Below are 24,078 nucleotides of genomic sequence, written 5' to 3'. Positions count from 1 at the left end.
GTCACCCTCCTGCGAACGGCGGGAGCACCTCGACCGTGCCGCCGTCGGCCAGCCGTACCGTCTCATGCCCGCGGGTGCCCACGGGGTCACCGTCGACGAGGAACGAGCAGCGCCGCAGGACGCGGACGAGTTCGCCGGGGTGTCGCTCACGTGCCGCGGCGAGCGCCTCGGCGAGCGTGCCCGCCTCGTACGGCTCCTCGGCGACACCGGCCGCGGCCTTGGCGGCGGCCCAGTACCGCACCGTGCCCTTTGCCATCTGGTTCCTCGATCAGTGGTGAAGTCGGTGCCGGGGTCGTCGGTGACCCGGCACGGCCAGGCTAGCCCGCACCCGGCGCTAGCCCGTATGCGCGGCGGTGTGCGCGGCGGTCCAGTGGCCGATGCGGTGCAGGAGCGCGTCGTCGGCGGCGTTCTCCGCGTGGCCCATGCCGTGCTCCAGCCAGAGTTCGGCGCCGTCGCCGGCCGCCTCGGCGAGCATCCGCGGGTGGTCGAGCGGGAAGTAGCCGTCCCGGTCGCCGTGCACGATCAGCAGCGGGGTCGGCGCGATCAGCGGCACCGACTCGACCGGGGACGCGGGGACCGGGTCCCAGTCGCGGTGGTGGATGCGGGTGCGCAGGCCGTAGCGGCCGACGGCGCGGCCCATCGGGCGGGTCACCAGCCAGTGCAGGCGCCGCATGGGGGCCGTGCCGCGGTAGTACCAGCGGGCCGGGGCACTGACGGCCACGACAGCGTCCACCGTCGTGGCCGTCAGCGCTCCCGCGTGTGCCTCCGTACGCGCTTCTGTGCGCCCCCTGTGCTCCGCAACCACGGCGGCGTCCCGTGCGGCGGCCTGGCGCAGCACCACGGACCCGCCCATCGAGAAGCCGACGGTGGCCACCCTGGTGTGGCCGAGCTCACGCGCCCACCGCACGGCGGCGTCCAGATCGAGCACCTCGCGGTCGCCGACCGTGGAGTGGCCGCCGGAGGCCCCGTGGCCCCGGAAGGAGAACGTGACCACGGCCCCGTACTGCGCGAAGGCGTCCGCCGCGCGCCGGACGTGCGGGCGTTCCAGGTCTCCGGTGAAGCCGTGCGCGACGACGACGGCGAGGCCGTCCGGCGCGGTCTCGGACGTACCCCTTCCGGGGGTGTACGCCGCGTCGACAGGGACCCCGTCGGCCGTGCGCAGGAACGTGCGCGCGGGTCCCCGACCGGCCGTCTCATACTCCGGACGGCCGGTAGATCGCGTCACATGACCTGCCGAACCAGAACTCATGTGGGCTATTGTGCTGGGCAGAGGACTCGGGCAATGCAGCCCCCGGGTCCTTTTGTGCTTTCTGAAGCGTTGTATACGAACCCGGTATACGAAGCGGTTCGGAGCCGGCGCAGTGGATCCTTGGGGCGCGGGATCCGCACCGCAGTACGAGGCAGCCGTAAACGTCCTCGATGGGACCGAGGAGGAACCAGACGTTATGGGCGAGCGAACCGTGCACGAACGTATGACGATCCGGGCGGGAGGGGCGCGATGAGTTCCCTGCTGCTCCTGACCAACGCCCTCCAGCCGTCGACGGAGGTGCTTCCCGCGCTCGGACTGCTGCTGCACAACGTGCGGGTGGCCCCGGCCGAGGGCCCCGCACTCGTCGACACCCCCGGTGCCGACGTCATCCTGATCGACGGGCGCCGCGACCTGCCGCAGGTCCGCAGCCTGTGCCAGCTCCTGCGGTCCACCGGACCCGGCTGTCCGCTCGTCCTCGTCGTCACCGAGGGCGGCCTCGCGGCCGTCACCGCCGACTGGGGCATCGACGACGTGCTGCTCGACACGGCGGGTCCGGCCGAGGTCGAGGCCCGGCTGCGGCTGGCCATGGGCCGCCAGCAGATCGTCGCCGACGACTCCCCCATGGAGATCCGCAACGGCGACCTGTCGGTGGACGAGGCGACGTACAGCGCCAAGCTCAAGGGCCGCGTGCTCGACCTGACCTTCAAGGAGTTCGAGCTCCTGAAGTACCTGGCGCAGCACCCGGGCCGCGTCTTCACCCGCGCCCAGCTCCTCCAGGAGGTCTGGGGCTACGACTACTTCGGCGGTACGCGCACGGTCGACGTCCACGTACGGCGGCTGCGCGCCAAGCTCGGCCCCGAGCACGAGTCGCTGATCGGGACGGTCCGCAACGTGGGCTACCGCTTCGTGACGCCGGAAAAGGTGGAGCGGGCCGCCGACGAGGCGAAGGCCAAGGCTGCCCGGCCGAAGCCCGCGGAGACGGAGGAGCCCGCGTCCGAGGACGCCGCCGCGGCCGTGACCGCACAGGAAGCCCCCGCACAGCCTGCCCACAGGTAGGTCCATCCGCGTAGACTCCGCGCGTGGCCAAGGTGACTCGGGACGACGTGGCACGACTGGCGGGTACTTCGACCGCCGTCGTCAGCTATGTCATCAACAACGGACCCCGGCCGGTCGCCCCGGCCACGCGCGAGCGCGTTCTCGCCGCGATCAAGGAGCTGGGCTACCGGCCCGACCGGGTCGCCCAGGCCATGGCCTCGCGGCGGACGGAGCTCATAGGCCTGATCGTTCCCGACGCGCGCCAGCCCTTCTTCGGGGAGATGGCGCACGCCGTGGAACAGGCCGCGGCGGAGCGCGGGAAGATGGTCCTCGTCGGCAATTCCGACTACGTCGCCGAGCGTGAGGTCCACTATCTGCGGGCCTTCCTCGGCATGCGGGTCTCCGGCCTGATCCTGGTCAGCCACGCGCTGAACGACAACGCCGCCGCGGAGATCGAGGCGTGGGACGCCCGGGTGGTGCTGCTGCACGAGCGGCCCGAGGCCATCGACGACGTCGCCGTCGTCACGGACGACATCGGCGGCGCGCAGCTCGCCACCCGCCATCTCCTGGAGCACGGCCACCCCTACGTCGCCTGTCTCGGCGGCACGGCGGAGACCCCGGCGGTCGGCGACCCGGTCTCCGACCACGTCGAGGGCTGGCGGCGCGCGATGCAGGAGGCCGGCATCCCCACCGAGGGCCGGCTCTTCGAGGCCCCGTACAACCGCTACGACGCCTATCGGGTCGGGCTCGACCTGCTCGCGGGCCCCGACCGGCCGCCGGCCATCTTCTGCTCCACCGACGACCAGGCGATCGGCGTGCTGCGGGCCGCCCGCGAGCTGCGCATCGACGTGCCCGGCGAGCTGGCCGTGGCCGGTTTCGACGACGTCAAGGAGGCGGCGCTGACCGATCCGCCGCTGACGACGATCGCCTCCGACCGCTCGGCGATGGCCCGCGCGGCCGTCGACCTGGTGCTCGACGACGGCCTCAGAGTCGCGGGATCCCGCCGCGAGCGGCTCAGGCTGTTCCCGTCCCGGCTGGTGGTCCGCCGCTCCTGCGGCTGCGCCTGAGCCGCCGCAGGAGCGGCACGCGGAACGGACTCCTCGTCCGGCCGCACGGGCCGGGCGAGGGGTCCGGGACAGCGGGTCGTACTAGAACAGCAGGTTGTACTGGTTGAAGCCGGTGCCCAGGCTGATGCGGTTGCCGAAGAGGCTGCTGGACGCCTTGTTGGTGCCGGGGTACAGCCAGAGCGTGCCGCCGGAGTCGCGGGCCATGATGTCCGCGATGCCGTCACCGGTCACATCGCCGTTGGCGACGTACGAGGTGAAGTTCCAGCCGGTACGCGCCTGGATGCGCGTCGACCACGGGGTCTTCTCGACCTGGGTGCCGCGGTACAGGTACAGGACACCGGAACTGTTGCGGACCAGGAGGTCGGCCTTGCCGTCGCCGGACAGGTCGCCGTGACCGAAGATCTTCACGTTCTTCCACGACTTGTCGACGACCTTGACCTTGCCGTAGAACTGGCCGGTGCCCTTGCCCGGGTACAGGTACACCGAGCCGTCCGCGTCCACCGCGACCAGGTCGGGGCGGGCGTCGCCGGTCATGTCGCCCGGGATCGCGTACGACTTGTAGCCGCCCCACACCGAGCTGATCTGCATCCAGGTCCACGACTCGGAGGCGTGGTCGAAGTACTGGCGGTAGAGCTTGCCGTCGGTCTTGTCGCGGATGATCCAGTCCTGCAGGAAGTCCCGGTCCAGGTCCGCCTGCATACCCCAGCTGATGCTGTCCCAGCCGGTGCTCAGGTAGGCGCGCCTGGCGAGCGAGGTGCCCAGGCTGTCCTGCTCGAACAGGCCGCCGGAGGGCGTCCGCGCCAGCAGGTCGGCCCGGCCGTCCAGGGACTCGTCGGTGTCGTCGATGCGCGGCTGGGCCGCCCAGGTGTACGACGAGACCTTGGTGAAGACCGGGTAGGCGCCCTGGGCGGTGCAGCCCTCGACGCCCCAGGAGACGATGCCGACGACCTTGTTGCCGACGACCAGCGGGCCGCCGGAGTCACCGTTGCAGGCGCTCTGTGTGCCCTCGTCGGCACCGGTCGCCGGGGTGCCCGCGCAGATCATCGAGCCCTCGACGAAGTAGTCCGCGCCGAGGACGGACTGCATCGCGCTGTTGCAGGTGGAGTCGGCCACCAGCGGCAGGCTCGCCTTGCGCAGCGTCGACGACAGGTCGGCGCCGTCCGCGCCGGAGGTCACACCCCAGCCGTAGACGGTGGCGCTGGTGCCGGCCTTGTAGAGCGCGCTGTCGTTGGAGGCCGCCAGGCGCAGCCACTGCTGCTCCAGGGGCCGGTCCAGGGTGAGGACCGCGACGTCGTTCTTGGCGGTGTCGGCGTTGTAGTTCGTGTGGTTCCACTGGCGCCAGACGCCGGCCACCGTGCCGGTGGTGTCGTCGTACAGGCCGGTGGCACCCGCCAGAACGGCGCCGTTGTTCACCCAGTCGAGGCCGGCGACGCAGTGGGCGGCGGTGAGGACCTTGTTCGGGGCGACCAGGGTGCCGCCGCAGAAGTAACCCTCGTCGGTGGCGCTGTCGTAGTAGGCGAGCTGGACCATCCAGGGCGCGCTGGAGATGCCGGTCGTGCTGCCGCCGATGATGAACGGCGTCTTCTTCGCGGACTCGGTGCTCTTGGCGGAGTCGGCGGGCTTCTCGGGCGCGGTCCGGTCCTTGGCGGCCTCGACGACCCGGTGGCGCAGCTCGGTGTCCGAGGCGGTCGGCTCGGGGGCCCCGGACGGGGCGGCGGCGGGCGCGCCGGACAGGCCGGGCGGGGTGTCCGCGGCGAGCGCGGGCTGCGCCGCGAGTACGCCGGCGCAGCTCAGCGCCAGCGTGAGAGCGGCCGCGGGCAACACCATGGCGGGGCGTCTCCAGCGGTCACGCAGGGCACGTATCACTCAGGGCTCCTGGGATGGGTGGTGTGAGTCGTCAGGATCATCAGGGCCCGAGGCGGGCGTACGACGCACAGCACCTGGCAGCCGCCTCGACACGCCCGCGTCGACGCGGACGGCATGACCAACCCAGCCCTGTTCGGCGCCAGTTGGCACAGGTGCGACCGCGGAGCCCCCCTCCGGCCGGGTGATCGTAAGCAGATCGCGGCGGCGTGCACAGGGGCTTCACAAACGCCGTCAAGTATTCGTCCGCCGCCTTCCGCACCCTCACCCCGTGGCAACCTCCCGTTTGCCGGGCCGACCGGCTTTATATCGGGCATACGCGGTTCTGTCGGGCTTCTCAGCGGCCACTCAGCGAGCTCTCATGATCGGGCTTCAGTCTTATTCCCATGACCGAGAGCTTCCGCCGCAGCGGCGAGTACGAGCACCCCCAGCAGGGCGAGCAGTCCGGGTACGTCCAGGGCGACGACCAGCGGTCGGCGTACCCCCAGCAGCAGGCCTCCGCTCCTGTGAACCCCGCTCCAGTGAACCCCGAATGGCCGCCCCCGCCGGCGTACCAGCCGGCCGCGCCGGTCGCCGTCGAGCCGGGCACCACGGTGTGGCCGGCCCCGGGCCAGGGCGGCGGCGGCAACGGCGCCGGTGACGGCGGATACGCGGCCGACGGATACGCCGCCGGTCAGCCCGGCGCCGCCGCCTCCACCGCGGTCCTCACGGCCGCGCCCCTCGACCCGGCGGGCGCCCCCGCTCCGGCGAAGAAGCGCGCCAAGGGCCCGATCGCCCTGCTGGCCGCCGTGGCCATCGCCGCCGCGGCCGTGGGCGGCGGCACCGCGTACGCCTTCCAGACGCTGACCGGCAAGGACAGCACCACGACGACCGCCAGCACCAGCGTGCTGCCGGCCAGCAAGAAGGGCAGCGTCTCCGCCGTCGCCGCGGCGGTCAGCCCGAGCATCGTGGAGATCAGCGCCACCTCGAGCTCCGGCGAGTCCACCGGCTCCGGCGTGATCATCACCAGCGGCGGCGAGATCATCACCAACAACCACGTGATCTCCGGCGCCTCGTCGATCAAGGTGTCGACCAGCGACGGCAAGTCCTACACCGCCGAGGTCGTCGGCACCGACAGCAAGAAGGACCTGGCGCTGATCAAGCTGGAGAACGCCTCCGGGCTGACCGCCGCGAGCCTCGGCGACTCCTCCCAGGTCGCGGTCGGCGACGAGGTCGTGGCGATCGGCTCCCCCGAGGGCCTGACCGGCACCGTCACCAGCGGCATCGTCTCCGCGCTCGACCGGGACGTCACCGTCTCCACCGACGAGAGCCAGGGCCAGCAGCAGGGGCAGGGCCAGGGCGGCGGCAGCGGCCAGTGGCCGTTCGAGTTCGGCGGCCAGGAGTTCAACGGCGACACCGGCTCCTCCACCACCACGTACAAGGCCCTCCAGACCGATGCCTCGCTGAACCCGGGCAACTCCGGCGGCGCGCTCATCGACATGAACGGCAACATCATCGGCATCAACTCCGCGATGTACTCCGCCTCCGACTCCTCGTCCAGCTCCTCCAGCGCGGGCAGCGTCGGCCTCGGCTTCGCCATCCCGATCAACACCGTCAAGTCCGACCTGGACACCCTGCGGGCCGGCGGCTCCGACAGCTGAGCCGTCCCGCACCGGGGCCAGTGACCCAGGACTCCAGGAGGTCCGCATGATCCAGCAGACAACCCACCACGGCGTCACCGACGGCGGCGACCCGGCCGGTTACGGCCTGGCGCTCGCCGTGGCCCTCGAACTGACCCCGCCGGCCGCGCGGGCCCCCGAGCTGGCACCGTCCGCCGCCCGCCAGGCCCGCCGCCCGGCCGGCCGCCGCCGCACCGCGGCCGTCCGCGGCTGAACCTTTCACCAGGACCTGAGCAGCGCCGAAACGTGCGAGGCTGAAGGAGCCCTCCCCGTCCGACCGCACCCGAGGAACGAAACGCCATGAGCCCCGCCGAAGGCGACCGTGAAACCCAGCGCATCCTGATCGTCGACGACGAGCCGGCGGTCCGCGAAGCACTCCAGCGCAGCCTCGCCTTCGAGGGATACGACACCGAGGTCGCCGTGGACGGCGCGGACGCGCTGGAGAAGGCCACCGCCTACCAGCCCGACCTGGTCGTCCTCGACATCCAGATGCCCCGTATGGACGGGCTGACGGCGGCCCGCCGGATGCGCGGCGCCGGCACCACCACACCGATCCTCATGCTCACCGCCCGCGACACCGTCGGCGACCGGGTCACCGGTCTCGACGCGGGAGCGGACGACTACCTGGTGAAGCCCTTCGAGCTGGACGAGCTCTTCGCCCGGATCCGGGCCCTGCTGCGCCGCAGCTCCTACGCGGCGACCGCGGTCGGCGCCCCCGAGGACGACGCGCTCACCTTTGGCGACCTGCGCATGGATCTGGCCACCCGCGAGGTCACCCGGGGCGAGCGGCAGGTCGAGCTGACCCGCACCGAGTTCACCCTGCTCGAGATGTTCCTCGCGCACCCGCGCCAGGTCCTCACCCGCGAACAGATCCTCAAGGCCGTCTGGGGCTTCGACTTCGAGCCGAGCTCCAACTCCCTGGACGTGTACGTCATGTACCTGCGCCGCAAGACCGAGGCCGGCGGCGAGCCGCGCCTGGTCCACACGGTGCGGGGCGTGGGGTACGTCCTGCGCTCGGGCGGCGCCGAGTGAACAGGGCGCTGCGCCGCATCCGCTCCCTGCCGATCCGCTCCCGGCTGGCCCTGCTGGTCGCCGCGGCGGTCGCGTTCGGAGTGGCCGCGGTCTCCGTCACCTGCTGGTTCATCGTCCACGACAAGCTGTACGCCGAGGTCGACAACGACCTGAAGTCGCAGCAGCAGCCCATCCCGTACAACGCCGCGCAGACCACCGCCAACAACTGCACCCTGGACCCGGACAGCGGCGAGGGCTTCCGCCCGCGGTCCGAGTACTACATCCAGATCCTCAAGGCCGACGGCACGGCCTGCGTCTTCGACTCCTCGGCGGGGTCGGTCGACGTCACCTCCGGCGACAAGGCGATCGCGAGCAGCCCCAAACTCGGCGCGTACACCCTGCACAACGGCACCGACAGCGACGGCAACTCGGTGCGGGTGCTGACCGTGCCGCTGCGCGTGACCCGGCCGGGGAGCATGAGCCAGGAGATCGTCGACGACGCCGCCCTGACCATCGCCTTCCCGCTGCGCGGCACCGAGTCCACGCTGAACGAACTGGCGCTGCTGCTGCTCGCCGTCTCCGGCATCGGGGTCGTCGGCGCCGGGGCCGCCGGACTCGCGGTGGCCCGTGCGGGCCTGCGCCCGGTGGACCGGCTGACCGAGGCGGTCGAGCACGTCGCCCGCACCGAGGACCTCACCATCCGCATCCCCGTCGAGGAGGACAGCGAGGACGAGGTCGCCCGCCTGTCCCGCTCCTTCAACTCGATGACCTCGTCGCTGGCCAGCTCCCGCGAGCTCCAGCAGCAGCTCATCGCCGACGCCGGCCACGAGCTGCGCACCCCGCTCACCTCCCTGCGCACCAACATCGAACTCCTCACCCGCAGCGAGGAGACCGGCCGCCCGATCCCGCCGGCGGACCGCAAGGCGCTGCTCGCCTCCGTGAAGGCGCAGATGACCGAACTGGCCGAGCTGATCGGCGACCTCCAGACGCTGTCGCGGTCCGACTCCGGGCAGCCCGCCGACCGCGCCCAGGTGGTCGCGCTCCAGGACACCGTCGAGGCGGCACTGCGCCGGGCACGGCTGCGCGGCCCGGAGCTGACGATCAGGGCGGACGTACAGCCCTGGTACGTGCGCGCGGAGCCGTCCGCGCTGGAGCGGGCGATCGTCAACATCCTGGACAACGCGGTGAAGTTCAGCCCGGAGGGCGGCGCCATCGACGTCTCCCTGGGTGAAGGCGTCCTGACCGTGCGCGACCACGGACCCGGCATCTCCGCCGACGAACTCCCGCACGTATTCGACCGGTTCTGGCGCTCCCCGTCCGCCCGCGCGCTGCCGGGCTCCGGGCTCGGTCTTTCGATCGTCGCGCGGACGGTGCAGCAGGCGGGCGGCGACGTGTCGCTCGCGCCCGCCGAGGGCGGCGGCACACTGGCCGTCATCCGTCTGCCGGGAACCGGAACGCCCCCTCCTGAACTCTCATAATCAGGAGCAACTTTGCTGCAACGGCCCAATACTGGGCTCGAACCACGCAAGGTGTCTGTCAACGGCTGGACGGGGGCTGGGATGACGGGGTGGGACATCGATCCCGTCGGCGTGCAGGCCACGCTGACGACCACGGGCGAGGCGGGCGGCGACCTGGAGAAGGTCGCCACGTCCCTCGGCAAGAACATGGCCAGTGCCGCCGCCTCGGCGGGCACGGCCGTACCGGGCGGGCAGTTCCACGGGCCGATGGTCGGCCCCGTGGTGCCCGGCACACCGCGCGTGCCGGTGGGCCCGGTGGCCGCCGCGCTGAGCGAGTACCTGTCGGAGCGGCAGAAGAAGCTGGCGTTCATGGCGCAGCGCACTGTGAACTCCGTGCAGGGTGCCGCCCAGGCCACCAACGCCTACAACCACGGCGACCTGGACATGGCCGCCGACGCCCAGAAGGAAGCGCTCAAGGAACCGAAGATCGATCTGCCGGGTGCGAACACCGGGGGCGGTAAATGAGCGACCAGACCGCCCTGGACCCGAACGAGATCCCCAAGTTCACCGGTGATCTGGAGCAGCTCGAGAAGGACGTGAGCGCGCTCAGCACGGACGCCTTCGACCTGTGGGACGCCGGCAGCCAGATCGACACCCGCTTCCAGGGCCTGTCCTCCTTCTACGAGGCGCCCGAGGCGGACAAGCTGTTCGCCACCACCGCGCCCGTGGCCACCGCGGGCGACGAGCTCTGCACCGAACTGGGCACGGTCGCCTCGGCGCTCGGCACGTACGCGGCGGAGATCCGGCCGCTGGTCGCCAAGTTCGAGAGCCTGCGCACCGACGCCGCCGCCTTCGCGCGCAGCATCGCGGACGACGACGACTGGCGCGAGGACGGCGACAAGGTCGACGAGAACAACGGGCGGCGCGAGGAGGTCAACGCCGCCTGGGCGGCCTTCCAGGCCGCCGAGCGCACCTGCTACAACAAGATCGTCGCGCTGGTCGGCGGCACCCCGCTGACGCTGAACGACGGCTCCAACGGCGAGCACATGTACGGCTACCGGGCCGAGGACCTCAACAACGCCGAGGGTCTGCCCTGGGGCGACCCGGTCGAGGAGTCCACGCCCTGGTACATGATCCACGAGCATCTGTGGGACTTCACCAAGGGATTCTTCGTCGACGGTGTGTGGGGCACCATCAAGGGCCTCGGCACGCTGGTCGGCTTCGACGGCTGGGACGCGGCGGGCCAGGCGTGGACGGGTCTCGGCAAGCTGCTGACCGGCATCGTCATCACCGGCATGCCGATCGTCGGCACCGCTTACTGGCTGATGCCGGACGACAAGCTGCCGTCCTGGCTGCGCGACTCGCGCACCGCGGTGGTCGAGACCGGCAAGGCGCTGGTGGCGTGGGACGAGTGGGGCAAGAACCCCTCGCGCGCGGCGGGCGCGGTCACCTTCAACGTCCTGACCACGGTCTTCACCGGCGGTTCCGGCACCGCCGCCAAGACCGGCGCCATCGCGAAGGCGATCTCCTTCGCCGGCAAGGCGGGCCGCATCGTCGACCCGATGACGTACATCGCCAAGGGCGTCGGCGCGGGCTTCACCAGGATCGGTGACGTCATGGCCAGCCTGAAGGGCGTCACCAACGGCACCTGGGTGCAGCTCGGCGACAACGCCTACCGGATCGCCGAGGACCCCGCGAAGCTCGACGAACTGCCCGCGGGCCTCACCCCCGAGAACAGCGTCCGCCTGGAGGAGAACGGCGAGGTCGTCTACCTCAACACCGAGACCCTCCAGCTGCACAACGTGGACGGCACGGTCCGGGAGTCGCTGGACTCCGTCCAGCACGAGGGGACGGCGCCGGAGCGGGCCGCCCAGGCGAGCCATGAGGAGCCCGCGGGCGTACGCACCGAGCAGCCGCAGCTCGTGGGCGTCGGCGCGGGCACGCACGCGGCGGAGTCGGCGGCCACGGCGGGCCGGGGCGCGGACACGGTCACCGTGCCCGGCGGCCGGAGCGTGGACTCCCTCGGCGAGACACTGGTCGGCCGTGGGGGCGGCGGTGGCCGGGGCGGCGGCGGTCTCGGCGGCCTCGACGACGTCGGCCGCGCGGGCGACGACGCCGCGGGCGACGCGGGCCGAGCCGGCAGCGGTGACACGGGCGGCCTGGACGACCTGGGCCGGACCGGGGACGAGGCGGCGGACGCGGGTCATGCCGAGGACGACGCCGCGGGTGACGCCGGTCGCGCCGGAGACGACGCCGCCGGTGACGCCGGTCGCGCCGGAGACGACGCCGCCGGTGACGCCGGTCGCGCCGGGGACGAGGGGCAGCAGCCCGCGCGGGAGCGGACGCCCGAAGAGGCCAAGAAGATCGTCGAGGAGCAGATCAAGAAGGCGAACGATCCGACGCCGCTGCCCCACACCGGCAAGAGCTGGTTCGAGACGTTCTACCGCTCCGACGGCCACCGCAGAAGCGTCATGACGCTGGACGAGCACGGGAACGAACTGCCGATCCTGGCCAAGGACTCGGACGGCAGCTGGATCTCGAAGGACTCGCTGCCGGCCAAGCCGGGGGCGAAGAGCTACCCCGATCCCCACAGCCCGTTCGGTGCGGACACGGCGCCGCTCCATGAGCTCGACGACCTCAACAAGGCGGCCAAGAACCGCCATGTGGCCAACGCCCTCATCGCCGCGGAGCAGGCGTACAACAAGACTCCTGACGCGGCGCACCTGGCGGAGCTCAACAAGGCGCAGCAGGCGTTCACCGCGGAGATGCCGGAGCTGAACAAGGCCAACAGTTCGATCGCCGAGGCGCTCGGCGAGCAGGCCGCCATGCGGCACATCATCCCGGAGGCGTTCGCCGACCAGCATCCTCAGTGGATCGACCTGCCGAAGACGCCCAACGGGGCGAACATGTTCGACCAGCTCTACCGGCTCGACGACGGCTCCCTCGTCATCGCGGAGGCCAAGGCGCCGAAGGCCAGGCCGATCTGGCGACGGGGTGCCGGTTCCGCGGAGAACTGGATGGTCCAGCAGGGCACGCGGCCGTACATCGAGACGATCATCGCCGAGATGACCGAGCGCGGAGGCCTGCTGGCGAAGGACAGCGCGGGCAACGTGATCCGGGACAGCTCGGGGAAGCCCGTGACGAACGCCATGCTCGCCCGCCAGATAAGCCAGGCTCTCAAGAGCGGCAAGCTCCAGTACGTCATGGTTAAGGCCACGGAGAACACCGGCAAATACGCTGGAGCCAGCCTCGATCACTTCAAGATTTACTAGAGGAGTACGGCAGTGGTTACGCGCATTCCCCGCCATGGCTATCCCCCGAGCATCGACGTCGAGAACGACATCGACACGGCAGCGGGGCTGGAAGGGCTCACGGAGACCGTCAACTGGCAGCTCGAGGAGTTCGACAGCTCGCCCGATCTCAGGGCGCGCGCCCTGAGCACCGCGCTGGCCCTGGCCAACGCCCGGTGCGAGGTGGACCCGGACGCCTCCCAGTTCGAGACCTGGGAGGCGTGGGTCACCGCCATGCAGGTGGGCTCCGCCTGGTTCGCCATGGCCTCCCGGCCGGAGGGCTCCACGGTGACGTGCCGGATCAAGGAGAAGGACCGGCAGCTCCCGACCACCGGACCGCAGCCGCACGTGAACGCCGGTTCCTGGGTCACCGCCTTCTACCTCGCGCTGGTCTGCCGGGACGTCGAGCGGCTGAACGAGCTGGCCCGGGTGCCCGTCTCGCTGCTGCGGGAGTCCGGCGCGACCCTCGACGAGTACATCTACTCGTGGGTCGAGACCCTCCAGAGCTTCTGGCTCGGACGGGACGACGTGGCGACCCACCTGACCGCCGCCGTGGACGGCACCGGACCGGACTCGGCACGCTACGCGGACCAGAACGAGATGTCGCTGATCCTGTATCCGCCGATCATCCTCTTCTACCGGGTCCTGCGGGCGGACCCGGCCGAGTTCAACGAGGCGCTCGTCGACGCGCTCAACTGGCACAAGACGTACTGGACCTGGGACGACGACCGCCAGATCAGCAATCGGGGTTTCGTGGCCCTCGGCCCCCTCGCCATCGCCTGTCTCGCCAAGGAACGCGGTCTGCCGGTCGAGGTGGAGTCGGAGTACCTGCCGAAGGCGCTGCTGGACTTCGCCTGGCGGGGCGAGATCGACACCTGAGCCGTACCCGCTCCCTAGTGCAGGGAGAGGTGAGGAAGCGCGTCCGGTGCGGCCAGGGCCGCGTACGTGCCGCCCCTCGCCAGCAGCTCCGCGTGGGTGCCCGCCTCCACCAGGCGGCCGCCGGCCACCACCAGGATGCGGTCCGCGTCCGGGGCCAGGCTCAGATCGTGGGTGATCATGATGGTCGTACGGCCGGACATCAGGCGCCGCAGCGGCTGGACGACGCGGCGGGCGGCGACCGCGTCGAGGCCCGCGGTGGGCTCGTCGAGGACGAGGACCGGGGCCGCGCGCAGCATGGCGCGGGCGATCGCGACGCGCTGGAGCTGACCGCCGGAGAGGGTCGCGGTGCCGGGTGCGATCACGGTGTCGTACCCGTCGGGCAGCGCGGTGATGAACTCGTGGGCCGCGGCCTCCGCCGCGGCCGCCTCGATCTCGGTGTCGCTCGCCCCGGGCCGGCCGCAGCCGATGTTCTCGCGGACGGTGCCGCGCAGGATCAGCGTCTCCTGCGGCAGCAGCGCGACGTTCTCGCGCAGGAATTCCAGGGGTACGTCCGTCAGTGAGACGCCGTCCAGGCTGACCGCGCCCGCGTCGGGGTCGTAGAAGCGGGTCAGGAGCTTGGCGAGGGTCGATTTGCCGGCGCCGCTCGGGCCGGTGACCAGGACTAGTTCGCCGGGGCCCGCGGTGAAGGACACGCCGGACAGGGACGGCCGGGCGGCGCCGGGGTAGCCGAAGGACACGTCGTGGAAGCCGACCCAGCCGTGCACGGGCCAGGGCCGTACGGGGGCGGCGGGGTCGGTGACCGCGGGCTCGGCGTCGAGGATCTCCGTCAGGCGGGTTGCGCCGGCCGTGGCGGCGGTGAGCGTCAGGCCGAGCTGACCGAGGTTGCGGATTGGCGGGTAGAGGTAGCCGAGGAACGCGGCGAAGGCGAGCAACTGGCCCAGCGACATGCGCCCCTGGGAGATCTCCCAGGCGCCGAGCCCGATCACGGCGAGCACGCAGAGCGTCTCGACGACCTCGACCGCCTGCTCGTACATCTCGCTCGCCCGCGCGCCCCGTACGGACGCGCGCAGCCAGGCGCGCGCCTCGCGGTCGAGCCGCTTCTCCTCCGCGCGCCGGCGGTTGTACGCCTGGGTCAGCACCACGTTGCCGAGGGACTCCTCGACGACGGCGGTGATCGCGCCGTCGGCGGCCCGCTCGTCCTGCGAGGCGGCCTTGATCCGGCCGGCGAAACGGCGGGCGGCGAGGATGAAGAGCGGGGCGAGGACGAAGGTGGCCAGCGCCAGGTCCCAGCGCAGCCAGAGCGCGGCGGCGGCGTAGAACAGGGCGGAGAAGGCGGCCGAGACGGTGCCGACCACGCCGGAGACAACCATCTGCTCGATGGCCTCGACGTCACCGGTGAGCCGTTCGACCAGGTCGCCCCTGCGGTGCTGCTGGAAGAAGTGCGGCGGCAGGTCCTGGACGTGGCGGAAGACTCCGGCGCGCAGCCGCAGGACGAAGCGCTCGGCGGTCCACACGGCGAGCGAATTGCCGAGGTAGCCGACGACCGCGCCGAGGCCGGCGACGCCGAGCCAGGCCCCGGCCGGTCCCCAGAAGGCGGAGAGCGAACCGGCTTGCAGCGCGTGGTCGGTGAGTTCCGCGAAGAGCAGGATCGACGCGGTCTCGGCGAGCGCGGACCCGACCACGCAGGCGACGATCAGCACCAGCCACCCGCGGTCGCCGCGGGTCAGCGGCCAGAAGCGCGCGAAGGTCTTCTTCACTTCCCGCATGTCACGTCACTTCCCGCATATCGCATCTCCTGTTTCTTACTTTCTCCGAACACGGCCGAGGCGGGGCCGCCGGACGATTCCGGGGCCCCGCCTCGTGGCGGGCTGCTAGCGGCCCTGGCGGCTGACCGGGCGGCGCTTGGGAGCGGCGGCCTTCTCCGCCTTGGCCTGCTGCTGAGGGGCACGCTTGGGGGCCGGGGCGGCCTTGCGGTTGTTCTTGACCGGGGCGACCTTGTGGAAGCTCATGTGATGTCCCTCTCTGATGCGGCTCTTACTGAACCGGAATTTACTGAACTGCCGTTTATCCGCTGCCGCGGAAGGGGCGTCGGCTGCTTGCGGCCGATTACTTGTGGCCGACCGGGCGGCGCGTGGCGCGCTTCGCCTTCGGCTGCGCCTTGGCCTGGGTCTTGCGGGCCGGCTTCGGGGCGGCGGCCTTGCGGTTGTTCTTGACGGGGGCGACCTTGTGGAAGCTCATGGTGTTCTCCTTCTCTCCCCTGAACTCAGGGGGACTTCGGGCTTTCCTTCGCCGTAAACGCTGTTCGCTTTCGACATGGAAAACACTACGGGACGCCGGGAGCCGAAAAGGCCAATTCCGCTTAGACCTCGATGAATAGCCACTGAGACAAGATTTCAGGCATCTTGAGGAACCGACCTGCAACTCACACAGAATTTATTACGCGACTCACCTATAACTTACCGAGCGAAAACACAAAAGGGCGCGGCCGTCGAAACGGCCGCGCCCCGCTGTGCTGTTCTTCCCGTTTGCCTACTTCACGATGGTGATGCGGTCCGCGCCCGGCACCGGGTACGGCGCCGACGCCGAGGAGTTGGCCGTCAGGTAGGACTCGAACGCCGCCAGGTCGTCACTGCCGACCAGCACGTTCCCGCCCTTGCCCAGCTCGGTGAAGCCGTCGCCGCCGCCCGCGAGGAAGGAGTTCATCGCGACGCGGTAGGTGGCGGCGGGGTCGATGGCCGCCCCGTTCAGCTTCACGGAGTCCGTCACCACGCGGGCGGCGCCCGACTTGGTGAGGTCCAGGGTGTAGGTCAGGCCGGAGGAGATCTGGAGGATCTTCGGCGATGCCTCGTTCGCGCCGCTGACCTGCTGCTGGAGCGCGGTGATCACCTGGGCGCCGGTGAGGTCCACCAGGTTCACGGTGTTGGCGAACGGCTGCACCGTGTACGCCTCCCCGTACGTCACCACTCCGTCGCCCTCGCTGCCGCTCGCCGTGTAGGTGAGCCCGGCGCGGATGCCGCCCGGGTTCATCAGTGCGATGTCGGCCTCGGGGTCGAGGGACTTGGCGTGGGCGAGCTGCGCGTCGGCGATCAGATCGCCGAGCGGGGACTCGGTGCCGGTGTTGCCGATCTCGCCCGCGATGTAGCCGATGGGGCGGGAGGCGACCGGGGCGGCCAGGGTCTGCCACTGGGAGATCAGGCCGGTGATGTCGGCGGCCTTCGCCACGTCACGCGTGACCACGTGGTTCGCCGACTTCACCGCCGTACGCGCGATGTCCCCGGTCCAGCGGTCGTACGTCAGCGTGGTGTCGGTGTAGAGCCGGCCGAAGGACGCGGCCGAGGTGACCGTGCGCGGGTTGCCCGCCGGGTCGTCGATCGTGCACGCGTACGCCTGGTGCGTGTGGCCGGTGACCAGCGCGTCCACCGACGGGCTGACGTCCTTGGCGATGTCCACGATCGGTCCGGAGATGCCGTCACCGGCGCCCGGGCTGTCACAGTCGTAGTTGTACGAGGCCGACGCGGGGGCACCGCCCTCGTGGATCAGCGCGACGATCGAGTTCACGCCCTGGGCGCGCAGCACCTTGGCGTACTTGTTGATCGTCTCGACCTCGTCGCCGAACTTCAGACCCTTGACGCCCTCGGCGGAGACGATGTCCGGCGTGCCCTCCAGGGTGACGCCGATGAAACCGATCTTGATGCCGCTCTTCTGCCAGACCCAGTACGGCTTGAGGATCGGCTTGCCGGTCCTCTCGCCGGTGACGTTCGCCGCGAGGTAGGGGAAGTCCGCGCCCTTGAACTTCTTCTTCGCGTCGTAGCACCCGTCCGTCGGATGGCAGCCGCCGTTCTGAAGGCGGGCCAGTTCCTGCGCGCCCTCGTCGAACTCGTGGTTGCCGACGCTGGTGACGTCCAGGTCGAGCTTGTTCAGCGCGTCAATGGTCGGTTCGTCGTGGAAGAGGCCGGACAGCAGCGGGGAGGCGCCGACCATGTCACCGGCGGCGGCCGTGATCGAGTACTTGTTGCCCTTGCGCGCCTGGCGCAGATGCGTGGCCAGATACTCGGCGCCACCCGCGTCGACGGTCCTGGTGGTGCCGTCCTCCTGCGTCTCCGTGACCCGGCCCGAGGAACCGGTCGGCGGCTCCAGGTTGCCGTGCAGGTCGTTGAAGGACAGCAGCTGCACGTCCTGGTAGCGGCCGCTGCCGTGGTGGTGCCGTGCGGTCGCGTGGTCCTGGCCCGCGCTGGCGGGCATCGCCGCGGCGAGGCCGCCGATCGTGGCCAGGCCCGCGGCGGCCGCGAGTATCCGATGGGTTCGTCTGTGCCGGAGCATCGACGGCATTGGGTTCTCCCCTTGTATGGGACCTGTGCACCTGCGCCCCTGGAGACCTGTAGGAGATCTGTCGGAGATCTGTGCGGGAGCCCAGGTGAGGCTGTGGCTTGCGCAGCCTAGATTCAACGCGCGTAGCGCAACAGAGGATCCGGGTTACGGACTGGTTGCCATCGTCCGGCCGCCCGCGCCCGGCTCCTTGTACGGTCCCCGGCGCGCCGTACCCTCGTATCCATGACCAGCGACGACACCGCACCCGCCGCCTCCCGCCGATCGATCGAGACCCTCTCCGCGCTCACCCCGGAACAGGCCGGGGCCGTGCTCGGACTGCTGTCGGACGCGGCGCGCGCCGACGGCCAGCAGGCGGTGTCCGAGCAGGGACGGCTGCAACTGCGCGGCGGCGAGCGCGCGGGCGTCTCGCACCTGTTGCTGACCGTCGGCGAAGAGCTGCTCGGCTACGCGCAGTTGGAGGACACCGACCCGGTCGAGGCGCCGGCCGCCGAACTGGTCGTGCACCCGGAGCACCGCGGCCACGGACACGGCCGGGCGCTGGGCGCCGCGCTGCTCGCCGCCTCCGGCAAGCGGCTGCGCGTCTGGGCGCACGGCGGACACTCCGCCGCCCGCCATCTCGCCCAGGTCCTCGGCCTGACGCTCTTCCGCGAACTGCGCCAGCTCCGCCGCCCGTTGACCGACCTCGAACTCCCCGAGGCGAAGCTGCCCGAGGGGGTCACCGTCCGCGCCTACGTGCCGGGTGAGGACGACGCGGCCTGGCTCGCCGCGAACGCCGCTGCCTTCGCGCACCATCCCGAGCAGGGTTCCCTCACCCAGCGCGACCTGGACGACCGCACGTCCGAGCCGTGGTTCGACCCGGCCGGCTTCTTCCTCGCCTTCCGCGACGGCGAACTGATCGGCTTCCACTGGACGAAGGTCCATGCCGAGGAACAGCTCGGCGAGGTCTACGTCGTCGGCGTACGCCCCGGCTCCCAGGGCGGCGGCCTCGGCAAGGCCCTGACCACCATCGGGCTGCGCCATCTCGCGGCCCAGGGCCTGCCGACCGCCATGCTCTACGTGGACGCCGACAACACGGCGGCCGTCACCGTCTACGAACGACTCGGCTTCCGGACCCACGAGACGGACCTGATGTACCGCACGGAATCTTGAGCCTGGGGTGTCCTGCCTGGGGCGCTCTGCTGGGGGGCGCGGCCGGGGGCCGTTGACGGTCGAGGGCCGTGAGGGTCGTTGATGGTCGGGGCGGTCAGTGGTCGGGGCGGTCAGTGTGTGGACGGTCGGGGGGCGGCTGCGCGGCGCGGGAGGCGTATGCGGTGGTGGCGGTGGGGTTCCCTCACCGCGGCCGCCCAGGCCAGGACGCTCGCCGCGAGCAGAGCCGCCCACTGGTGATGTGCGGCGCTCCAGCGGTCGTCGTCCACGGTGACGAACGGGCTCCACCGGTCCGGTACGAGCAATTGCGCCGCCACGGCCACGACCAGGAGGGTCACGGACGCCCGTGCGCCGGGGCGGGCCTCGTCCGAGAACCGCACACCGGCCGCCGCGACGGCCAGCGCCAGGACGGCCACGGCCGCCGCTTCGAGGGTGACCGCGCCCACCGGCGGACGCCCGCCGGCCGGGATCAGGGCGACGGCCGCCGCCCACCAGACGGCGGCGACGGGCGCGGCCAGCGCCACCCGCAGCCCGGCGCGTACCGGACGGCGGGCCGGGACGGCGGCCGTGGTGTGCCGCGCCGGGTCGTCGAACAGGAACGCCAGGCCCAGGGCGAAGGTGAGCATCGCGGCCCGCAGGAAGGTGAGGCACAGCCGGGCGTCGGCCTCTCCCACCAGACCCCGTGGGATCCAGGCGAGCAGCAGGCCCAGCGTCCCGCCGGCCACGATCGCCGCCCAGGGCACGGTCCGCGAGACGGGGCGCGCCAATTGCCGTATCAGCGCTGGTGACATCGGGTCCTGTCGTCGCGCCGCGGCCGGCCGCGCCGAGTCCGGTGTGCCGCGCTCCGGATCGTCCTTCGGGCTCCGCCTCACTCCCCGCACTTCTCCTCCTCGGTCGCCGGCTCATCGGTCGGTGTCTTCACGTCCAGGAGCTCGGCCGCTCGGCGTGTGGTCGTCCCGGGGGCCGTCAGTTCCGCCCAGTGGGCCTTCACCTTGGCGGTGACGCCGTAGCGGGGCTGCTCGAACAACTCCCGCACCACCGCGGTCTGCTGCGCGGTCATCGACAGTGCCCCGGTCGGCGCGAGGATGACGGCGGAGCCACTGATGCTGTCGTCGAGACGGACGTGGCGGAAGGTGGTCAGCGGGTCCTGCTCGCCGCCCAGCGCGAGCCAGGCGACCATCACCATGCGGGCGTCGCAGACGGTCTCCGCGGACTTCTCGTCGCCCGCCACCAGGACGGCGGCGACGGCGACCGCGAACTCGGGGACCCGGTTGCCGCCCCAGCGGGTGCCGACGGTCACCTGGCCCGGCGTACGGGACGGGTCGAGCGCGCTGTCGTCCGTGAGCCCGTACCGCGCTTCGAGGCGCTGGCGCACGGTCAGTTCGCGGCCGCCGGCTGCGCCGCCCGCCAGCGTCTGCACGCGGTCCACGACGGCCGCCCAGTCCGCGGTGCGGTCGCTCCACTCGGGGAAGGCGCAGTACTTCGACCCGCCGTGCGTGAGGCAGGACTGCGTCTTCTCCGGGGAGACGGAAACCTCGGTGCGGGCCGCGGCCAGCGAGGCCGGGTCGCCCGGGGACTGCCCGGCGATCCCGGCGCCGGTGGCGACCAGCGCGAGGACGGCCACCGCCCGCACCGCGCGCGTACGTCCGCCGCTGAGCAGCACCGCCGTGCAGGCCAGCACCACGACGAGTCCCGCCAGGTACAGCGCGTGCCAGGCGGCCGGGCGGCCCACCAGCTCGGACGGGAACGGATCGGAGCCGCCCTCCGCGACGACCGGCCACAGCCACTGCGCCCAGTGCTCGTCCGCCACCTGCGTGGACGCCAGCGAAGCGAGGACCAGGGCTCCGACGATCAGCAGCGGAGCCGCGAACCCGGAGGGGAAGAGCCGCGCGAGCAGCGCCCCGGCGACCGCGCCCAGGAGCACGGTCAGCGGGCCCACGGCCAGCTCGGCGGGCGAACCGTGGCCGATGGCCCCCGGCTTCAGCGCCGTGCAGACGAAATCGAAGAGGACGACCAGCGCGGTGGCCACGGCGAACGGTACGGCCGACAGCACATGGGCGACGGTGCGCCGCCATGGCTCCATCACCAGCACGTCGAAGTGCCGGTCGGTACCGCGCCGCCGGGAGCGCAGCACGGCCCGGTTGACGCAGACGAACAGAGCTATGCCGACGAGCAGGGGCCGGGCCTGTGTCTCCCGGTCGGCGTCCTGGAGCGCCGGGAAGGCGTCCATGCCCTCGCGCCCCGACCACAGCGTCCAGCAGGTGTAGCCCACGTACAGGAGGAAGAAGACGAGCACCGGGATCTGCCGGACCAGTTCGCGGGCCTCGAAGCGGGCGAGCGCGAGGACCGCCGCCGTGCGGCGCCGCCGGTCCGTGGCGGGCGGCTCCACCCCCGTGGGGGCCGCCTGTACGACCGTGCCGCTCATGCCGTCACCTCCGTGCCCGCGCCGTCGAGGGTGAGCAGGTAGCCGTCCTCCAGGGTGGGTTCGAGGAGGTCGGCGTCCGCGGGCGGGTCGCCGACGTGGCGGAAGGTGCCGGTGCCCGTGCGCCAGCCGACCTTCGCCGCCGGGTCGCGCTCCGCGCTGCTCCACACCCGGCCCGCCGCCCGCTCGGTCAGCTCGGCCGGGGTGCCCTCGAAGCGGATGCGGCCCTCGGCCATCACGATCACCCGGTGGCAGAGCATCGCGACGTCCTCGGTCTGGTGGGTGGACAGCAGCACGGTGCGGCCCTCGCCCGCCTGCGCGATCAGCTCCCGGAAGCGCATGCGCTGCTCCGGGTCGAGTCCGACGGTCGGCTCGTCCAGGACGAGGAAGCCGGGGTCGCCGACGAGTGCGGCGGCCAGCGCCACGCGTTGCCGCATGCCACCGGAGAGCCGCTTGATGCGCTTGCCGCGGACCTCGGCCAGGTCGACGGCGGAGAGCACCCGGCGCACCTCGGCGTGCCGGGCGCCGCGGTCCGTCAGCTCCTTCAGGATCGCCACGTAGTCGACGAACTCGAAGGCCGTGAAGTCCGGGTGGAAGCCGGGGGCTTGGGGCAGATAGCCGAGGCGGCGGCGCACCTCCTGCCGGCCGGCCGCGGTGCCCGGGTCGTGGCCGAGCACGGTGAACGTCCCGCGGTCGGCGGGCAGGGCGGTCGCCAGGACCCGCAGCAGGGTGGTCTTGCCCGCGCCGTTCGGCCCGAGCAGGCCGGTGACGCCGTCACCGAGCCGCAGCGACACGTCGTCGAGGGCGCGTGTGCCCCCGTAGCGGTACGTCAGCCCGGCGGCCGAGACGGTGGGCGTCGCCCCCGTGAAGGCGGAGGTCATGCGGCACTCCCTTGGTGAGTGGGGCGGTGAGTGGGCGAGGGGTTAAGTGGTGAGGGGGGTGGCGGGGCGGCCGCGGCTCGACGGGCTCGTCAGGAGGGTCAGCCGCGGGGTTCGACGGGGCCCATCGGACGGGTCCGCCGCGGGCCCGGCGGGGGTCATCGGGCGCCTCTGGGGGACAGTGGGCCGGGTGTCGCGTCGAAGCGGTCGCGCACCGCGTACAGCAGTCCGGCGGCGAGGGCCGTGACCGCCGCCGCGACGCCCTGTCCGGCCGCCGTGAAGGGCGCAAGGATCTCCTCGCCCCTGCTGTGGGCGACGATCAGCAGCACGGTCCACGCCCCGCCCGTCAGCACCGGCGCGACCACCGGTCCGAGGCGGGGGGTCAGCGCCAGGGCCAGCGCGGTGAGCGCGAGGGCGGGCAGCAGCCAGGCGAGGGCCCGCAGCCCGTAACCGGGCAGGGCGAGGGTGGCCAGGCCGTTCAGCCCGATGCCGGTGGCCAGCACGGCGACCGTGCGGATCATCAGCAGCCGGAAGCCGTGCGTCGGCGAGACGACGGCCATCTCGTACGTCGGGTCGAGGACGGGTCCGTACGACAGCGCGACGCCGGCGAGCGGGAGCAGTGGCGCGAGGGCGAGAAACAGGGTGGGGGACTCGGCGGTCCGTACGGAGTAGGACGCCGCGACGGTCATCAGCAGGACGGCGGCCACCGCCGCGAGCCAGGCGCGGCGCAGCACCGGGGTGGCGGCGAGCAGCCGCGCGGTGTGGTCGGCGACGCCGCACCGGGTGAGCAGCGACTCGACGGGGCCGGGGCGTGGTGCGTCGAGGGCGGCGTCGATGCGGGCCCAGCCCTCGTCCAGCGCGACCGGGTCGGTGACGTCGGCCAACGCCTCGCGGCACCGCGCGCAGGCCGCGAGGTGGGTGTCGGCGGACCACAACCGCGGCGCCGCGAGCTCGCCCCGGGCGTAGGCCCGCAGGTCGTCCCCGTCTACGTGCCACCCGGTGGAGGCGGCCGTGCGTCCGACGCCTGCGGCCGTGCGGCCGGCGCTTGGCGTCGTGCGGTCGGCGCCCGGCGTCGTGTGGCCGGCGCCCGCGACGGTGCGGTCGGCGCCCGCACGCCGCTCTTCCGTTTCCCCGCTCATGTTCCCCCTCACACGCTGCCCGGGGTTGTTGTCGTTCACGTCGCTCGTCCCGTTCGTGTCGCTCATGCCAGTGCCTCCCGCAGTTGTTTGCGGGCGCGTGAAGCCCGGGTCTTGACCGTGCCGGGTGGGATGCCCAGGAGGACGGCCGCTTCTCTGGTGGTGAGTCCGTCGACGACCGTGGCCTGGAGGACCGCCCGCAGTTCGGGCGAGAGTCGGGTCAGCGCGCCGGCCAGGTCGCCGTGCTCCACGCCCGACAGCACCCGGTCCTCGGCGGACGCCTCGTGGCGGTGGCGCAGCCGGGCCAGCGTCTGGCGCAGCCGGCCGCGCGCGCCGTCGCCGCGCAGCGCGTCGATCAGCCGGCGGGAGCCGACGCGCCACAGCCAGCCGGCCGCGTCCCCCTCCTCGCGGAAGCGGGCGGTGCCGCGCCACACCGCGAGGAAGGTGTCCTGCACGACGTCGTCGACTATCCCGGCGTCGGCGCACCGGCCGCGCAGCCGTGCGGTCAGCCAGGGCGCGTATCGCCGGTACAGCTCCTCGAAGGCGTGCCGGTCCTCGTCCGCCGCGATGGCCCGCAGCAGCTCCCCGTCACTTCTCGTATCCCTCACGTCTCATCATCGGACGAGCCCCCTCGATCGGTTCACGATCAGCCTCATCA

At 72.0% G+C, this 24,078-nt stretch carries 22 protein-coding genes; 10 read left to right on the top strand and 12 right to left on the bottom strand.

What is annotated here, in order from left to right; translation table 11 throughout:
• Position 1 precedes the first annotated feature (1 nt).
• Both ACFV6E_RS10210 and ACFV6E_RS10205 read right to left on the bottom strand, forming a co-directional pair.
• Entirely contained in the window at positions 2-256 is a 255-nt protein-coding gene (locus tag ACFV6E_RS10210; RefSeq protein ID WP_385177544.1) for a MoaD/ThiS family protein, read from the bottom strand.
• A gap of 78 nt (positions 257-334) precedes the next feature.
• Positions 335-1,249, bottom strand: a complete 915-nt coding sequence (locus ACFV6E_RS10205) for an alpha/beta hydrolase (protein ID WP_385460408.1) — start codon at positions 1,247-1,249, stop codon at positions 335-337.
• A gap of 249 nt (positions 1,250-1,498) precedes the next feature.
• Here ACFV6E_RS10205 and ACFV6E_RS10200 point away from each other — a divergent pair, with 249 nt between their 5' ends.
• Both ACFV6E_RS10200 and ACFV6E_RS10195 read left to right on the top strand, forming a co-directional pair.
• On the top strand, positions 1,499-2,305 hold the full coding sequence (locus ACFV6E_RS10200) for a response regulator transcription factor (RefSeq protein ID WP_385460405.1): 807 nt from the start codon (positions 1,499-1,501) through the stop codon (positions 2,303-2,305).
• A 23-nt stretch (positions 2,306-2,328) separates the two neighbouring features.
• Positions 2,329-3,351 carry a LacI family DNA-binding transcriptional regulator gene (locus ACFV6E_RS10195; RefSeq protein WP_385168465.1) on the top strand — a complete coding sequence of 341 codons (1,023 nt, stop codon included), beginning with the start codon at positions 2,329-2,331 and terminating at the stop codon, positions 3,349-3,351.
• Positions 3,352-3,432: 81 nt separating this feature from the next.
• Here the strand turns inward: ACFV6E_RS10195 and ACFV6E_RS10190 are convergent, their stop codons facing one another.
• The gene (locus ACFV6E_RS10190; RefSeq protein WP_385460402.1) at positions 3,433-5,178 is read right to left on the bottom strand and encodes a trypsin-like serine protease; all 1,746 of its coding nucleotides are present in this window, start codon (positions 5,176-5,178) and stop codon (positions 3,433-3,435) included.
• A 422-nt stretch (positions 5,179-5,600) separates the two neighbouring features.
• Here ACFV6E_RS10190 and ACFV6E_RS10185 point away from each other — a divergent pair, with 422 nt between their 5' ends.
• From ACFV6E_RS10185 to ACFV6E_RS10155, 7 genes are all read left to right on the top strand, one after another.
• Positions 5,601-6,854: a S1C family serine protease gene (locus tag ACFV6E_RS10185; protein WP_385168461.1), complete on the top strand. Its 1,254-nt coding sequence runs from the start codon at positions 5,601-5,603 to the stop codon at positions 6,852-6,854.
• Between the two features lie 46 nt (positions 6,855-6,900).
• The gene (locus tag ACFV6E_RS10180) at positions 6,901-7,086 is read left to right on the top strand and encodes a hypothetical protein (protein ID WP_385168459.1); all 186 of its coding nucleotides are present in this window, start codon (positions 6,901-6,903) and stop codon (positions 7,084-7,086) included.
• An 86-nt stretch (positions 7,087-7,172) separates the two neighbouring features.
• Positions 7,173-7,904 carry a response regulator transcription factor gene (locus ACFV6E_RS10175; protein WP_385168456.1) on the top strand — a complete coding sequence of 244 codons (732 nt, stop codon included), beginning with the start codon at positions 7,173-7,175 and terminating at the stop codon, positions 7,902-7,904.
• Complete coding sequence (locus ACFV6E_RS10170) at positions 7,901-9,361, top strand: sensor histidine kinase (RefSeq protein ID WP_385168453.1); 1,461 nt, start codon at positions 7,901-7,903, stop codon at positions 9,359-9,361. The genes ACFV6E_RS10175 and ACFV6E_RS10170 overlap by 4 nt, the downstream gene beginning before the upstream one ends.
• An 81-nt stretch (positions 9,362-9,442) precedes the next feature.
• Positions 9,443-9,865, top strand: a complete 423-nt coding sequence (locus tag ACFV6E_RS10165; protein ID WP_385460399.1) for a DUF6507 family protein — start codon at positions 9,443-9,445, stop codon at positions 9,863-9,865.
• Positions 9,862-12,612, top strand: coding sequence for a hypothetical protein (locus tag ACFV6E_RS10160; RefSeq protein WP_385460396.1), 2,751 nt, complete (start codon positions 9,862-9,864; stop codon positions 12,610-12,612). The genes ACFV6E_RS10165 and ACFV6E_RS10160 overlap by 4 nt, the downstream gene beginning before the upstream one ends.
• A gap of 12 nt (positions 12,613-12,624) precedes the next feature.
• Complete coding sequence (locus ACFV6E_RS10155) at positions 12,625-13,509, top strand: immunity 49 family protein (RefSeq protein ID WP_385460393.1); 885 nt, start codon at positions 12,625-12,627, stop codon at positions 13,507-13,509.
• A 14-nt stretch (positions 13,510-13,523) separates the two neighbouring features.
• Here the strand turns inward: ACFV6E_RS10155 and ACFV6E_RS10150 are convergent, their stop codons facing one another.
• The 4 genes from ACFV6E_RS10150 to ACFV6E_RS10135 form a co-directional block, all read right to left on the bottom strand.
• Positions 13,524-15,275, bottom strand: a complete 1,752-nt coding sequence (locus ACFV6E_RS10150; RefSeq protein WP_385460390.1) for an ABC transporter ATP-binding protein — start codon at positions 15,273-15,275, stop codon at positions 13,524-13,526.
• A 105-nt stretch (positions 15,276-15,380) separates the two neighbouring features.
• Complete coding sequence (locus ACFV6E_RS10145) at positions 15,381-15,518, bottom strand: hypothetical protein (protein ID WP_385168441.1); 138 nt, start codon at positions 15,516-15,518, stop codon at positions 15,381-15,383.
• A 97-nt stretch (positions 15,519-15,615) separates the two neighbouring features.
• Entirely contained in the window at positions 15,616-15,747 is a 132-nt protein-coding gene (locus ACFV6E_RS10140; RefSeq protein ID WP_385168438.1) for a hypothetical protein, read from the bottom strand.
• Between the two features lie 291 nt (positions 15,748-16,038).
• Positions 16,039-17,838 carry a bifunctional metallophosphatase/5'-nucleotidase gene (locus tag ACFV6E_RS10135; protein ID WP_385460387.1) on the bottom strand — a complete coding sequence of 600 codons (1,800 nt, stop codon included), beginning with the start codon at positions 17,836-17,838 and terminating at the stop codon, positions 16,039-16,041.
• 222 nt (positions 17,839-18,060) lie between these two features.
• On the opposite strand from ACFV6E_RS10135, the gene mshD reads away from it, so the two are divergent.
• On the top strand, positions 18,061-18,987 hold the full coding sequence (gene mshD / locus ACFV6E_RS10130) for a mycothiol synthase (RefSeq protein ID WP_385168433.1): 927 nt from the start codon (positions 18,061-18,063) through the stop codon (positions 18,985-18,987).
• A 110-nt stretch (positions 18,988-19,097) separates the two neighbouring features.
• Here the strand turns inward: mshD and ACFV6E_RS10125 are convergent, their stop codons facing one another.
• From ACFV6E_RS10125 to ACFV6E_RS10105, 5 genes are all read right to left on the bottom strand, one after another.
• On the bottom strand, positions 19,098-19,856 hold the full coding sequence (locus tag ACFV6E_RS10125) for an ABC transporter (protein ID WP_385460384.1): 759 nt from the start codon (positions 19,854-19,856) through the stop codon (positions 19,098-19,100).
• A complete protein-coding gene (locus ACFV6E_RS10120; RefSeq protein ID WP_385460381.1) occupies positions 19,853-21,409 on the bottom strand; it encodes an ABC transporter permease in 1,557 nt (518 codons plus the stop codon). Before ACFV6E_RS10120 ends, ACFV6E_RS10125 begins: the two co-directional genes overlap by 4 nt.
• Positions 21,406-22,287 (bottom strand): ABC transporter ATP-binding protein, encoded by an 882-nt coding sequence (locus ACFV6E_RS10115; protein WP_385460378.1) that lies wholly within the window; start codon positions 22,285-22,287, stop codon positions 21,406-21,408. The genes ACFV6E_RS10120 and ACFV6E_RS10115 overlap by 4 nt, the downstream gene beginning before the upstream one ends.
• A 155-nt stretch (positions 22,288-22,442) precedes the next feature.
• On the bottom strand, positions 22,443-23,489 hold the full coding sequence (locus ACFV6E_RS10110) for a zf-HC2 domain-containing protein (protein ID WP_385460376.1): 1,047 nt from the start codon (positions 23,487-23,489) through the stop codon (positions 22,443-22,445).
• Positions 23,486-24,028, bottom strand: coding sequence for an RNA polymerase sigma factor (locus tag ACFV6E_RS10105; RefSeq protein WP_385168420.1), 543 nt, complete (start codon positions 24,026-24,028; stop codon positions 23,486-23,488). Before ACFV6E_RS10105 ends, ACFV6E_RS10110 begins: the two co-directional genes overlap by 4 nt.
• Positions 24,029-24,078 lie beyond the last annotated feature (50 nt).

The sequence above is a fragment of the Streptomyces sp. NPDC059785 genome, assembly GCF_042732375.1.
Lineage (GTDB): Bacteria > Actinomycetota > Actinomycetes > Streptomycetales > Streptomycetaceae > Streptomyces.
This window is presented reverse-complemented; position numbering and strand designations above follow the sequence as displayed.